Source organism: Bacteroides faecis (assembly GCF_020091505.1).
GTDB classification, from domain to species: Bacteria; Bacteroidota; Bacteroidia; order Bacteroidales; family Bacteroidaceae; genus Bacteroides; species Bacteroides faecis.
In genome coordinates, this window is record NZ_CP081916.1 from 3,554,161 (window position 1) to 3,568,682 (window position 14,522).

13 protein-coding genes are annotated in these 14,522 nt (G+C 36.6%); 1 reads left to right on the top strand and 12 read right to left on the bottom strand.

All coding sequences use genetic code 11. The annotated features are described in order from the left end of the window. Positions 1 to 142 precede the first annotated feature (142 nt). Positions 143 to 2,308 carry a hypothetical protein gene (locus K6V30_RS13835; RefSeq protein ID WP_224207144.1) on the top strand — a complete coding sequence of 722 codons (2,166 nt, stop codon included), beginning with the start codon at positions 143 to 145 and terminating at the stop codon, positions 2,306 to 2,308. 635 nt (positions 2,309 to 2,943) lie between these two features. Here the strand turns inward: K6V30_RS13835 and K6V30_RS13840 are convergent. From K6V30_RS13840 to K6V30_RS13895, 12 genes are all read right to left on the bottom strand, one after another. Then, on the bottom strand, positions 2,944 to 3,636 hold the full coding sequence (locus tag K6V30_RS13840; protein ID WP_224207145.1) for a hypothetical protein: 693 nt from the start codon (positions 3,634 to 3,636) through the stop codon (positions 2,944 to 2,946). A gap of 17 nt (positions 3,637 to 3,653) precedes the next feature. Beyond that, positions 3,654 to 4,643, bottom strand: coding sequence for an HNH endonuclease signature motif containing protein (locus K6V30_RS13845; protein ID WP_215714756.1), 990 nt, complete (start codon positions 4,641 to 4,643; stop codon positions 3,654 to 3,656). Between the two features lie 13 nt (positions 4,644 to 4,656). After that, positions 4,657 to 5,283, bottom strand: coding sequence for a hypothetical protein (locus K6V30_RS13850; RefSeq protein ID WP_070613030.1), 627 nt, complete (start codon positions 5,281 to 5,283; stop codon positions 4,657 to 4,659). 413 nt (positions 5,284 to 5,696) lie between these two features. Continuing rightward, positions 5,697 to 6,137, bottom strand: a complete 441-nt coding sequence (locus tag K6V30_RS13855) for a hypothetical protein (RefSeq protein ID WP_224207146.1) — start codon at positions 6,135 to 6,137, stop codon at positions 5,697 to 5,699. Between the two features lies 1 nt (position 6,138). Next, positions 6,139 to 6,723 carry a hypothetical protein gene (locus K6V30_RS13860; protein ID WP_224207147.1) on the bottom strand — a complete coding sequence of 195 codons (585 nt, stop codon included), beginning with the start codon at positions 6,721 to 6,723 and terminating at the stop codon, positions 6,139 to 6,141. Then, positions 6,704 to 7,054: a hypothetical protein gene (locus tag K6V30_RS13865; protein ID WP_055171805.1), complete on the bottom strand. Its 351-nt coding sequence runs from the start codon at positions 7,052 to 7,054 to the stop codon at positions 6,704 to 6,706. Before K6V30_RS13865 ends, K6V30_RS13860 begins: the two co-directional genes overlap by 20 nt. 465 nt (positions 7,055 to 7,519) lie before the next feature. After that, the gene (locus K6V30_RS13870) at positions 7,520 to 9,565 is read right to left on the bottom strand and encodes a zinc ribbon domain-containing protein (RefSeq protein WP_224207148.1); all 2,046 of its coding nucleotides are present in this window, start codon (positions 9,563 to 9,565) and stop codon (positions 7,520 to 7,522) included. 17 nt (positions 9,566 to 9,582) lie between these two features. Then, positions 9,583 to 9,945 carry an NINE protein gene (locus K6V30_RS13875; protein ID WP_081018493.1) on the bottom strand — a complete coding sequence of 121 codons (363 nt, stop codon included), beginning with the start codon at positions 9,943 to 9,945 and terminating at the stop codon, positions 9,583 to 9,585. 89 nt (positions 9,946 to 10,034) lie between these two features. After that, positions 10,035 to 10,256: a DUF6140 family protein gene (locus K6V30_RS13880; protein WP_054960711.1), complete on the bottom strand. Its 222-nt coding sequence runs from the start codon at positions 10,254 to 10,256 to the stop codon at positions 10,035 to 10,037. Positions 10,257 to 10,938: 682 nt separating this feature from the next. Next, on the bottom strand, positions 10,939 to 11,952 hold the full coding sequence (locus tag K6V30_RS13885) for a BT4734/BF3469 family protein (RefSeq protein ID WP_224207149.1): 1,014 nt from the start codon (positions 11,950 to 11,952) through the stop codon (positions 10,939 to 10,941). Positions 11,953 to 12,610: 658 nt separating this feature from the next. Further along, positions 12,611 to 14,320 carry a hypothetical protein gene (locus K6V30_RS13890; protein ID WP_224207150.1) on the bottom strand — a complete coding sequence of 570 codons (1,710 nt, stop codon included), beginning with the start codon at positions 14,318 to 14,320 and terminating at the stop codon, positions 12,611 to 12,613. Next, positions 14,317 to 14,517: a hypothetical protein gene (locus tag K6V30_RS13895; RefSeq protein ID WP_224207151.1), complete on the bottom strand. Its 201-nt coding sequence runs from the start codon at positions 14,515 to 14,517 to the stop codon at positions 14,317 to 14,319. The genes K6V30_RS13890 and K6V30_RS13895 overlap by 4 nt, the downstream gene beginning before the upstream one ends. Between the last annotated feature and the right edge of the window lie 5 nt (positions 14,518 to 14,522).

A 14,522-nucleotide genomic window follows, 5' to 3' on the forward strand; every position in this document is an offset into this window, starting at 1 on the left:
AACAAGATTTCTTAAATGAAGTCGTGGAATATCTTAAATAATTTCTTGCAAAATAAAAATTATTTTGATAACTTGGCACGGTTTTCAATTTTGTCATGTTGATTATTCAGATGTAGTTTATTTGATTTTAATCGATATTTATATGAAAAAAGTATACTATACATTATTAATTATATTGTTTATAGCGTGTAGTGAAGAGGATAATTTGCCTGATAATATGTCACTACCTTCAGAAGAAGAGTATGAAACAGAATTGGTAAATCCTGATTATGTTAATATTGATCAGGAAACAACCCGACTTGTAGAGTGTGATCCCGATAAGGGAAGGTATACATTCACCTCAAATATGTCTACAGAAAAAATACGCCCGGGAAGTATTCTGACTGTTGATGCGGATACTATCGGATACATAGTTATAGTTCAAAGTGTAGAAAAAAAGGGAGAAAACATTTCTATAACAGCTACTCCTGGAAGCATGTGTGATATATTTGCTAATACAGATTTTGTATTGACCACATCTGACCATGGAAAGAGCAGGGCATACCCCTCAAACAATGTATATACTCCGGTTAAAATAGTATATCGTGACGAAAATGGAAAGGCACAAACACGCACAGTCTCACGTGAGGGAAGTCATATAACTGGCGATTTATGGGATTGGGAAAAAGATTTTGACGGAATGACATTTTATAAAGACGAAAATTCAAAAGTATATATGCAGAAAGCAAATTATGGTGTTAATATAGATTTGACAATGTATTTGAGTTTTGGTGGACGGACTGTCAATGAAGTAGTAAATAATGCTTGTAAACAATATAAAAGTAAAGCTCTTGAAGTCAGTGCAATGGTAGAAGGAAATGTTTATTCTAATTTTATACTTCGCGCAGATATTGCTGGTAAGATCCAATATCAAGAAAACGAAGATGAATTATGTAAGCATAATGTGTTTCGCCCGATTCTTGTATGGTTCAATGTCAATGGTGTACCGATTTGCGTAACTCTTAGTGCGGATTTATATAGAGGGGCTTCTATTGAAGCCAATGGGGAAATATCAGCTTATATGGGAGTACAAAATACAGCCACTGCAAATGTAGGCATTAAATGGTCACAGAACGATGGGATTTCACCTGTTAAAGAGATAACATCCGATGAAAAAGCCATTTATCCAACTATTGAAGGAAAAGGAAGTATTACGGCAAAGGCATGGCTTTATCCGAGAATTCACGTTACCTTATATGATTTGCTTGGTCCTTCATTCGACATAAAACCTTACATTGGAAGCCAATTGAAAGGAGGTTTCAGAAAGACACTGCTTGATCCTTCAAACGATTATTGTGCATGGGCATTGAGAAATTTTACGGGAATGGATATTGAATCCGGGCTTAGTTTAATGTTTATGAATTATGAAGTGGAACATTTAACGACCGGTTCTCTTAATGTTTTTGAGAAAGACCTGTTTTGTTCTCCTACTGATATTCATATATATAAAGCCAGTTCTAATGAAATTGTGAAAGACTGTCCCATTACTGTTTCGTTTGAAGTATATGATACTGATTATTTGTTAGGTAAGTCTTCTCCAACGATATTGCCGCAGTTTGTGACTTTTGAGTCAGAAGGTAGGTTATCATCAAAATACGGGATAGCAGAGAACGGAATAGTAACAGTAACATGGACACCGTCGATGGATAATGATATGTTGAAAGCTGTTTTATATAATGAGGCAGGTAAAGTTATCAAAGAGGCTGTTTGGGGCGGTAATGATGCTGTGGATTTAGGATTAAGTGTGAAGTGGGCACCACAGAATTTAGGAGCATCAGTTCCGGAAGAAATAGGTGACTTTTTTGCATGGGCAGAAACAGCTCCACGTAATCCCGAACATTATGATATATTTGATTATATATATGACAATAATCTTCCACTTCAACATATAAGTGGAACGTCTTATGATGCTGCTACTGTGAGAAAAGGAGGGCATTGGCGTATGCCAACAGATGCTGAAGTAAGTGAATTGGAGCATAAATGTACCCGAAAGGAAATTATAAAAAATGGTGTTTATGGTATGCTGTTTACCGGGGCTAATGGTAACAGTATCTTTTTGCCTTATACAGAATCCAGTCATTATTGTGCGCTAAATAATAAGGTAATATATATTGAAGAACCGATAGGATTTTATTGGACTGGAGATATTTCTGACAAAGGTAGCAACATGGCTATATGGTTTAGTTTTGCTAATGATTATTGTTCATTTGCCCATTGTCATGGAGGTGCTTATTCATTAAACCCTATTCGTCCTGTGTGGAGTGACTAATTATTCGTGTAAACCATTAAATATGTGATTTTTTCTTTATGCAACTTTTTATTCGATAATAGTTTTTCTACAATAAATATGAGGATTTCTACCTGAAAATATAATTCTTTTGTTATTGGATAATTTTAGATACTGATTAAACTGCAACTCAATATAATCCATCGGTATCAATCTATCGGTATTCATATTGTTATATTGTATTGTCTGTTGAATAGTACTGTTATTATTCTCATTATTGAAAACTACATATAGTACTGCCTACAAAGATAAAAAAAGAAAGATAGCTTTTAAACTATCCTCCTTTCTTCATTCACTTAAAATGCCAACCCCAATATGATTTTATCTGGCATTATTCCAACTTCTGCAAACTTCAACCTGCTTCCTCCAAGTTTAATCGCTGACTTCTTATAGCAATCAATAAATTCCTCCTTTGGCATAAAGAATGGATAACCGTATGAGACTCCTCCCCAATAGACGGGAACTTTAAAACCATCGAATCCATGCCCAGTTATGATGTTAGTATCAATAAATAATCCTCTACCACTAAGCAGAGGAATTTTATGCACGTATTCTATTAAAATCCAGTTACTTATAGAATTACCTACTGCAACTATCTCCTTCCAACCATAGTGATTTCATTTATCAATTGGAGATATTGTATACTTTATTCCTTTGCTACTGTAATCTATCTGAATATTATCACATAGTTTTTTTAAGTCATAGAAAAATGTCTTTTGTTTTTCAGATAGCATCTCTTCCGAAATAATAGTCTTTATAATAGAGACATTTCCATGCTTCTCTCCAAAACAGTAACCTCCTGCCGTTACTGATACAAAATCAATCACTTCATCATTGTAATGTCCTTCAAAACATTGGTAGGTTGTTTCCAAATTCTCATCAATCTCAACACTGGTTAATCCCCAACAGTTTCTGAAGTATTCTTTGATAATTTCAAGCATTGGTAAATTATAATCTTTAAGGATACGCTCTTGGTAGCTTTTGAAGAAATGGGGGGCATATATTGTTATTTTATGTGTCATAGGTTGATAAACAGCTGCGTATTTCCCTTCCTTACGTTCATATATACAGTACATACTTATGTTGGGATTATCATGCTGTCCTCTTTTATCAGCGGTAAAAGTTACGACAAAAAGATTTTTTCTTTTGACACTCTTACAGTCATACGAAGTTTTTACTGGAAACTTATAAGACTTCAAAACTTTAGATCTGAAATTCTTACGAAATCGTTCCATTGGTTTATCTAAGTCTGCTAAATCTTTCAATAGTTCTTCACGGATTTCTTGCTCCGTCATTGATGGTACAATCATAATGTATACAATAAATATTAGCAATAATCGTCAATTCCGTCCGGTCCATCCCACTCCAAGCCTTTGGCTATTGTGAGAGCCTTTTGTGCTCCACGTTCTTCAAAATATGTACGCCCTTCATGGATATATTTACCATCCTCAAAAGTTATAGAAACAGAGGTGTATTTCTTTATATCCTCTGACAGGCTATGACATATTACCATTATTAGATTTTCATTACATAGAGCAAAATCATCTATAATTTGAGTAGTATATTGATTTCTCGTTATAACTTTCCCAACACAAAGGTTATCAATATATGAAGTAAGTGGAGTCTCACTGATTTGGATAGGGCAAAGTGGGAATTCAGTGGGTGTTTTCCATTCACGTTGCAAGGCTGTATCAGGTGAAAGAGCGGGGAACAGAACTTGCCTATATGTATCTTGAATTATCGGAGAATCAGGTTGGGCAAATATCCATTCTCCCATATTACCTGCACTGGAATACGGCTTGCTCGGTTTTTCAGCCCATTTCATAACCCGTTCATAAGCTGCTTTGGCCTCTTCCTGTGTAACCGTTCTCATCCACATTACATCTTGATTTGTACCTGTAAGATCTCTCAAGCAACTTGGATTATCGATGAATTTTTGAATATCACCGCCACATAGGTATTCTATTTTTTTTCGTGTAGCGGGGTTGTTCAATGCATTCTCTAACCTTGTGAGCCATCTCAAATTTTCTGGTCGGTTGTTACATCTGTTAGTATCAATATGGTCTACTATGTCTCTTTTTGAATCATGACTACCATGGAACGCTGTTGCAACAATTATGTGGACTCGATGCCCTCCTATAGTCATATATCCTGTTTTTTCATTCTTAGTACCAAAGAGCCATTGTTCATCCAGTTTCCTTGGCTTGTGTCCATCTTTGGCGTGACGAAAGACTGCTCCATTATCACGAACAGAATAGAGTTCATCTTTATAGGTACAATCTTTGACCTCTGTGTATATATCAATATCTACTTTCATAACGGTTCTAACTTTATTTTCTAAATGAATTATAGACTTCAAGAGCGAATTTTAAAGTATCATACCATTCATCTTCTGATTTATAGTCTAACTTTATATTTATGATACGGGAGTCATGCAGATGATTTGTCGAGATCTCAATTGCAATGCCTTCTTTGTTTTGGAAACTTTCAATAGAGATAAGTCTTGGATGATAGAAATCTTTTGCACGTTCTTGAAAGGTCTCTCCAATTGTAAAAGAGATAGCATAATCGGGAAGCATAAAGTCTGGGACGGGACATCCTTCGTATTTTCCATTCTCACTGACACTAAATACAATGATGGGGGAGGCATTCAATTTTCGTAATACTCTTGGGGCTACTTCCATAAACTGAGAGACGGCTTTTCTGTTTTGAATATCTTCTTCTGACTCATCCGTCTCATTGGCAAACTCTAAGTCTTCAGATAATTCTTTGAAAAAATTACGTCCTAATACTTTGGATATTAATGCAAGTTGTTGAATATCCATATTATTACGAGTGAACAAATTATACACGTTATTCCTTTTACAGCAAATTCTATCTGCAAATTCAACAATTGAAAGTTGTTGCTTGCGAACCTCTTTTTCGATAAGTTTTCCAATAGTTCTTTTTTCTGTCATATTTACGTTCCTTATTATGTTGCAAAGTTATACCTACATGGATAAAGTTCATAAAAACGATGTATCCTGTTATTGTGCATTTTTCCATAACACTATATACCAGTATACATAATATTTACAGTCTATACAAAATTAGTAAATATATTGAAGTTAAGAAAAAGTTGTAATACTCATTTCTGCTAGTTTATTATTTAAATTTCTATTTTGAAATATTTCATTTGCAATAAAGAGAATTTAAGGTTGATTTAATTTATTTCTAGTCATAAACTGTTATGAAAGCTGCCACTATGACTTTTAAGGGTTTGCTATTTGCCACGGTATATTTGTTGATAATTTTACATTTCTTAGTACCTTTATAAAAACAAAAAATAAAGAGAGAAGACAGCTATCCCTAACTATCTTCTCTCTTTCTCTTAAAACATCAACTTTATAATCACCTTCTCCGGTTGTGCTGTGATCTTAACTTTCTTTACCTGATCCGCCCCAAGTAGTATAGCCGAATTTCTATAGCACTTTATAAATTCTCTCTTCGGCATGGAAAACGTGTACCCGAAAGGAACGCCTCCCCAGTAATCCGGTACTTTGAAACCATTAAAACTATGCCTGGTGATTATGTTGGCATCAATATTATAGATCAACTTTGGATCATAATTCAGCCAGTCTATTTCCCCCTTCCTGTACTTACGGAGAAATGTCAGTTCCAATGTTTTCTCCGATACTTCTCTAAGTTTAAATTTAACTCCACCAGCATTAAAAAACTTATCCAGATCCGCCTGAACAGCATTTTCAACCTCATTGACTCCCAGTGTACCCAAATCATACACCTTGCCCGTTATAAATACTTTCTTCTTCATATTACTCCAGGTCTCTTTCAATTAATATTTTAACTTTCCCCGTTTCCCCAGTTTGTATATAGATGACACTCGATACCCCCAAAGTAGCCAGAGCATCATTATACCAGTCCCCAATCCACCGGACCGGTACAAACAGGTTCTTGTCTTCGTCCGAATACAACTTATTATCCCTTCTTGCCTCTTCTATGATATCCTCCTCCTCTACATTCAATATGTCGGCTGCAATAAGAATGGACAGATATTTGGGATCGTCTGCTTGTGGTATCTCCTCTGAATAGGTATAAAGCAGATACAATGCATCCTCAAAACTGCTGACTTTGTGTCTGCTCAAGTTTCTGGCCTGTATCCTTGTATCAAGCATCAGTTCTACAACGGAATATGAAAAGTACTCCTCATTGCCCGTATAGTATTTCTTCAGTTCGTTCTCACTGGTGAAATTTAGGATAGCGAGATCCCGTAACGGCATCTGTGTTAATTTCGGCAGGATCGTTTTTCCGTTCGGGGTTATATAGTTCTCACTGTCTATGTCTTTCACACGGTTATAGTCATTCTCTTCTATCGTACCTTTATAAATTATCTTTTTCATGGTCGTTTGGTTTAGTTTTTTGTGAATAAATGGTTAGTGTAATTCCGAACTCTTCTTGTAGATACCTGGTCAGCCCATAATATGCGTCAACCCTTTTTCGGTTACGTGGCATCATCCCCAGTGCTTCCTTTAGTGTAATCTTGATACAGAGTCCGGTTATAAAAGAGTTTCCGAACCTCTCCTTGAGTGCTGTAATATCCTGTTCGTACTTCTCATTGTGCCTGCTTCCTGTTTTTTCGCTAACATCAGGACCAGAAGCCTTTTCTCCAACCTGACGCTTCAGTGATTCCTCAGGAGGACCACCAAAGAATAAATTCATAATACTCCACATAGCAGATATGCTGTTTTTTCATCATTAGTTAGAAATTGGCGGGATCCTAAGAGCGTTTTGTCATTTTTTAAGGTGAGAAGAAAAAATAAAAAGTACCTTCCGCCATTGTATTCCCTTTACTTCTTGATATATGGTAATTCAAGTAGCAGGATACTTTTGGTTTCAGGTACTCTTTTTGTGTGAGTATTATTGCTTTTTTTGTTTATGGCTTATGAATATCTTAAGAATGTGTATCTAATTCTTTTTTTTCATGTCTTCCCAGAGCTTTTCATAAACAGAAATGAATATGGTATGCAAAACCGGCAAAGTTCTTATTCCACCACAACGTTTACAAGGCTGAGGACAAGAATAGATGGTAGCATGATACTCAATGTTCTTTCCAATGAAAATTTTGCCACATTCGGTACATCTGAAAATACTTTTTCCTCTGAACATAGAAACATTTCTGCATCATAATTTTTTGAATCAAAGTGATTGTTCTAATTCTTTGCCTCTTTCTTCTGTTATACTCAAAGAAGCCCTTAATTTATCAAGTAATCTTCGCTCTTTAGGGCTTATTCCCTCATCCTCTTTCAAGCAAGCTTTATATTCTTCTAGGTATTCTAATTCTGCTTCTGTTAGTTGAGGAAAGATCTCTTCTTCCAATTCTTTAGCGCGGATCTCACTGATACCTAATTTAATACGAATTTTTTCAAGCAAACGGCGTTCACCGGGTGAAATTCCACCACTCTCTTTCATGCATATTTTTAGTTCTTCCACATATTCATTCTCATTGTCTGTGAGAACATGATTATTAGATTGTTGAGTGATATTTGTATCTTGTAATTCTTCCAAGGAAGCAAAACAGACTTGAATAGATAAGATTGCGTTTTCTTGCAAAGCGAACTTTTCTTCATTCTTTTTATCCCAATGTCCTTTAGCTTCTATGAACAGACTTTTGAACTCCCCCTCTATAGAATATAGTTCATCACTTTCAAGTACTCTGTTTTTACGTGTTTCGATCCGTTCTTCATGTTGTAACAAAGTACCTTTCATTCGTTGCTCATACAATCTTTGCCATGAAGGCTCATTAGGATACCAAACTAAAACTTCAGGTAATTTTGGAACACCTTTGGGTACAAATTTCTGATGCAAATTAACAGATTGGCTGATTTCATCAATCAAATGCCGACTGCCTTGTTCCTGGCTATATCCAGAACCGGAAACAACCCGATAAGAAACATCTCCGGATAAATTCCTGTCAGAATGTTTTTCTGTATCATTTGTCGAACTGTTGAGACATTCTATTGTAATCTCCATTGCCCCCAGACTCTGCATAATCTGACAAAATTCGCGGATTTTGTCTTCTATTAATTCCAATTCATAGCTCTCGAAAGGAATGTATTTTTGAGCTATGTAAGGATGACCAATATAAAGTTGATAGGCTACTGGATGGCCTATGGGAAATTCAATGTTTGTGTTAGGTAGTGTATTTATATTAATTACCGACAAACGTTCCTGGCATAAGTCTGAATATTCATTGACTGCTAATAGTGTTTTCCGTTTATTATAGGGTTGTTCCAAATAATGGGTAACATATTCATTTTCACAAAAATCAAAATCTTTTTTTGCATCCTCTTTAATCAGTGTATCATTTCCTGTAAGATATTTTAGATCATCCGGAGCATTGAGAGCAACAGGTAAAGCATACTTTCTCGCCTCAAAGTCATTTTTTAAGCCATGATAGGCTGAATATTTAGCATACAATAATTGGTACTCCATCGGACTGGTCGATTCACAATGTCTCAATCCTTCATCACATAACGAAATTGCTTTGGCATACTCTTCTTTAATAAGATACCCTCTGACAGCCGGCATATAAAAGACTTCTAAGCCTTCTTGATCTTTGCAAGATAAAGCAAACTGAAATGCTTCTTCCGTTTTTCCTGCCGCATTCAGTTCATCGTAATGTTTTATTGCTACGTCAAACGCATCTTTTTCAGGTTCTATAGTTTGTGCCATTTCTGTCAAGTTTTGGGCAATGGCAATTCCCATGCGACGTGCTTTACCGTTATCGTCCGACTTCATGAAGTAAGAAATGTGGATGGGACAGTAGTCATCATCGTTGTCACTATACCCCCAAAAGTACAACACCAAATCCTTGTATTCCACACGTTGCACTGCACTCCATGAGAAGCTGATTTTTTCATCCATCTTATCATTGTCCGGAATGCAATAGACTCCTGCATCGGTCAATGCTAAACCTTGATTGCGGGAATTCCAAAAAGATGTATCACGAACAAACAGGATTCTCTCATTATAACCTATGCCGAAATTCTGTCGAATTTCGCTCTTGATGTTTTCCTGTATCCAATTGCAGCAGCAATCTGTATCGTTTATTTCTCCTTCTTTTGACCAGATGCTTGCTTTGAAAATGGACTGTATATTTTTGGAAGTATTTACGTTTGTACCACAGTTTGGACAAACATTCGCACTATTATTTAATTTTTTACCACAGTTCTTACAATACATATTTCTTCGTGTTAAAATTACAGCTTTTTACCACAAAACTCACAAAAATTACTGTCTGGTTCGTTTCTCTGTCCACATTTAGGACATACTTTGAACAGAGACGTTCCGGTGTCCGAGAGATTTCCTTCCTTTGGAATGTGGACACTACAGTTGTTGTAGGTGTTTTCTTGTGAGATTTGTACCTTGTTGTACTTCTTATCAAAGGCCTCTTCTCCGTTAACGAGGTATAAAACTCCTTCTATAAATGCAATGATAACCGGAATATAAGTCCAGCATAGAAGAAGATAGAATATTCCGTTCCATTTGCCTAAATAGAATTTATGTACTCCAAATCCTCCCAAAAAGATGGCTAATAGTGCTGCTATAAATCGATTCTTCATGATGAGTTTCCATTAAAACATTAAACTGAACATGGAACTAAGCAAACATAGTGAGAGCCAGTTCCATGTTTTTGATAAAAAAGACATTTTTAGCGGATTTGTTGTACGTCTAGGTCAGACATATTCAATGCTCCTGCTTTTTTTATATCTACTCCATAAATACGATAAAAAGCATCGATAACTACTTGTCCACCGTTAGTTGTGACAGGATTGCTGAAAGAGTTGGAAGGAATGTCTACAGTCATTCCTGGTTCAAGACGAATACCATTGGTGTTTTTCATTCTCTTTACTGTTACTCTGAATAGTGGCATAAAATACCCTCCTTAAACTTTATTGCCTATAAGTCCTTCGAAGTCAGCATTAATTTGACTATACAAGAAAAGCGTGAGGACTTGTTCTGTTATTCATCAAGATCTGGTGTCTGGAATACCTACTTAGAAATGAATATGAAGAAACAATACTCACGCCATGATGTTATGTATAGATACAACATTGGCTGTATCAGGTACATATACAAAACAGAATGAGCGTTACATTGTCCTCATCCTTCTAAGTACCAAAATTGTCCAGACTTTGATCTTAGGATAAAGCAAAAAACGCTTTCTATATCTCTGACCATTTCTCCGGTCAGCCTTTGCAAATATACGTATTTTTGTTCAATGTAACGCTCTTATATGAGTATTCTTTCTTCATACATAAGAGAATAGGAGCTTTCTAGGCGTAAAGATACATGGAAAATGGCATTAAAACAGAGAAAACGATTTCTTATTTTTTATACATTCTCTTTCTGCCTGATATTGGGTACGACTTTAATTGAGAAGAAAAAATAAAGAGTACCTTCCACCGTTGTATTTCCTTTGCTTCTTGATCTGTGTTCGTTCAAGTTGTAGCAGGATACTTTTGGTTTCAGATACTCTTCATATGTGAGTATTATTTCTTCCCTAATAAGGTATGGGGTGATTGGGGACGGAGGAGAAACTACGACCGAATATTTTATTCCCCTTTCAGCTTCTGGTTCCTATACTTCCTGCCGGATTCTTTTTTCAGGTACAACCTCATTCTGTCCTTTCCGAAGTCTCCCCTGTTGGCATTATAGTTATTGATAACCATAGCTTCTATATCAGCTTTATCAATCCCATGTAACCCAAATGTCCCGGTGAGATACGCTAATGCATTTTCATAGAGCACACCATACCTGCATAACCATTTAGCTCTTGACAGGATAGACTGATGCCTGTGACCGTCCTCGTAGGATTCAGGATATTCCAGGCGCCACTTCTTATCTATGTAATTGATCAGTGTTTTGTCTTTCCATTGTATCTGAAAACAATTATTCTGGATTATTTCTGTCGAGGTATGAGTGAAACAATTGCTTATGTAGCCCTGATTATAGCTTTTCGTAGGAGTTGCCCTCACTGACGGGGAATGCTCAAAATGATAAGGGGTAAGAGAATCTCGTTGCGGATTAATATAAATCTCCGGATCCGAACTTAAGAAAAATGTCCGACTAAGATTACCGCATTTATCATCAAACTCTGGTATTCCTGGGTAGAGTTGCTCTCTAATACATCTGAAAAGTTCATTATGATACATAGGGTTTGTGTTATCATGAATCATTGCCACTTTTACTCCTAATCCACTCGGTGAAAACCAAAGTGCATAGATATGGAGATGGTCTGCATTATCAATTAGGTTTCTTTTGAATTCTCCGGCATCAAGGTGGCTTTGAAAATGGTCAAAATCCAGAACCAACACATTGGAATACTCCCTGAGATTTTCCGGATCATCATTCCGGTAATCAAATACGCCCGAGGGAGCAATCATTGGTAACAACTTCTTCGCCTGCTTGTATTCTTCTTCTGTCGGCATAGATCTGAGTCTTACCGTTTGCTGGAACAGTTCTTGATTATCCCTGATCATACCCAGGACATAATCAAGGTTATAGAATCTTTTACTCTTGGAATCATCCGCATTGTTGTAGTAACTGACTGTTTTGTTAATCATCATATTTAGGATTTTTATTATTGTCACTCTCTCTACACATAACCACTCTTTTTCATTGGAGGTGCTATGTTCAGTATTTATGGTAATAGACTGGAATAAAAGTAATGTAAATAAATAATTGAATAAACAAGAGAGAGACCACTTCGTGCTCTTCCTTTAGTGATAAGAGAAGGGAGATAAAATGTTTTAAGTTTTTCTCTGTATCACTTTGAGAGACAGCGTAGCGGTCTTTCTTATTTAATCTATAAAACTTGTATATCTATGATTTATCATATTTATTGTTTCTATCTATCAATTCTATTATTATTTATCTACCCCCTTTTTTTTACTTCTTATATAATTTAACTAGTTTATCGAAAAAAAGCGGGTAACTTATAATGTTATTAATTTCTATCTACCAATTATATTTACCAACTATCTACTTACTTTTTTTGATCCTTATATAATTTAACTGGTTTATTGAAAAAGAGCGGGTAACTTACAATTGTTATTCATTTCTATCTACTATTTCTATTTTCAATTTTATTTATTATTTCTATCTACCCGCTTTTTTTTACTTCTTATATAATTTAACTAGCCCATCGAAAAAAAGCGGGTAAGGTATAGTATGGTTTTAGAGAAGGAAGGGCAGACTAGAACATCATACCCAATCCTTTTTTACCTACTCGATAAGTAAGGTTATTTTGATTTTCTCTAATACCCTTATCAGTTTATTGTACCTACGTCTTTCCCTTGCACTCCTCTTTATCCCCAAATTCTCCAGATAATCAAAGCTGACCTCTTTGGTGTATTCCCGATCCATACCGATAGCATTCCTCATATCCTCATCAGCTATAGCCAGTTGTACAATCTCATTCTTTAGGTTACTCCGGATATTCATTCTATCCAACCTGTTTTTCCAGTCAGATGATTCCCGGCTATGTGACGAACTGATTACCCTGTTCTCATTGAAGTACGCATACATCCTGCCTATGAAATCATACTTGAAGTCATCCGTATAATATACCGTATAAGTACCACCGTCGTGTTTTCTTATGCCTATTCTTGTAATTAACTGACTAAAGAACCAGTCTTTCTGATTCTGTGTATCGGTAGTGGTTCCATAAGCCCGACGTATTCTGGCTGATTCTATATTCGGTAAGGTCCAGTCACCGCACATTACAATCTGATCTATATCCCGGTAGTTATTGGTACTCTTGTTATCTGAAGACCCATAATAGGTAACAGTGAACAGTTCCTTGGGGACACCCTTTAGTAGTAAAGCCTCACTGAGTTGTTCTGCATATTCTGATTTACCCGGACCGTCGTCACCCCCGTTGATATCCTTCCAGCATACGACCAGGGTAGGTTTGTTTATAAGCATGGCGATACGTGTGGTAAACTCGTCAAAACGTCGGGGATTGAGATTTCTTCTGAACAGTCCGAAGTCTATTTTCCGGAATTCAGTCACACAGTTATATTTCCGGTCCACATCAAGAAGCCTGAAGTTCCTGGAGTCCTTGAACAAAAGATCCCCTGCACCTTCGAAGATCAGTACATGCGTATTTATGTAGACTCCCAAAGGACACAGGTCAACGGGATAGAATGTGATGCCTGCCTTGTCACTCTCCGAGAGCATCCATGAGTCATAATACTGCGGAATCAGGTTTAATGCCACATCACGCTTGATACGGTTAATCCGGTAAGACTGGTTGAAAAGGTCATTCCTGGTATTCCTGATGAAATGGTCGTAATAAATCCCGATTTCTTCCGGTGACATACAGACTATATTGCCCGTATCATCGGTTTTACTGAATACTCCCAGTATCGTCCGGTCGAATTCCACGAAAGGTCTGATAAAGGTGGGAGTCTCGTCAAACAGGATATACCGTCTAAGATCCGGTCGTACCATTAGTTTCCTGAAATCCCCGTCAAATGAATCTACGGGTACTTGGGGACGGTAAATGAGGAAATAATTGATCAGGTCAGTCCAGAAACGTACATGTGTGATCAGGATAATCTTTTTCTCCATAAGAATCTCGGGATTGTCCCTGTATTGATTCAGAAAGGATGAACGCTCCTTGTCACTGGATATGATCATAACATCACTTTCTCTCAATATATCACCATACCCCAATTCCCTGTTCACCAAGTTAGCCAGAATCCAGTCATACATCTTGCCCAGTTCGTCACGGGTATCGACACAGTACAGAATCCCCGAGTTGTATTTCTGCCGGATCAGGCTCTTTATGCTTTCAGTCTTACCGCTACCACAGCCGGAGGAAATGATATAACCTCCGTTATCATCCGGAATATCGATAACTCCCGTACTGAGTTGCATCCTGAATCCCTCACCTGTCGAATTGGGAATTATATTGAAAAGCTCTTTCATGCATCACCTCCTTCCTGTGTGTCATCTATGACAATCCATTCGTCATGATATCTTTCTATCAGGAAATTCAGATAAGACTGTACGTCCTCTTCGTCAAAATAGCCTTTGTCGATATCCGGTGACATTTCTTCCCAAAGTTTAAAATCCTCTCTGATCTGTTCTATGAGTTCCGATTTCTTAATTACTATTGCATTCATCTGTG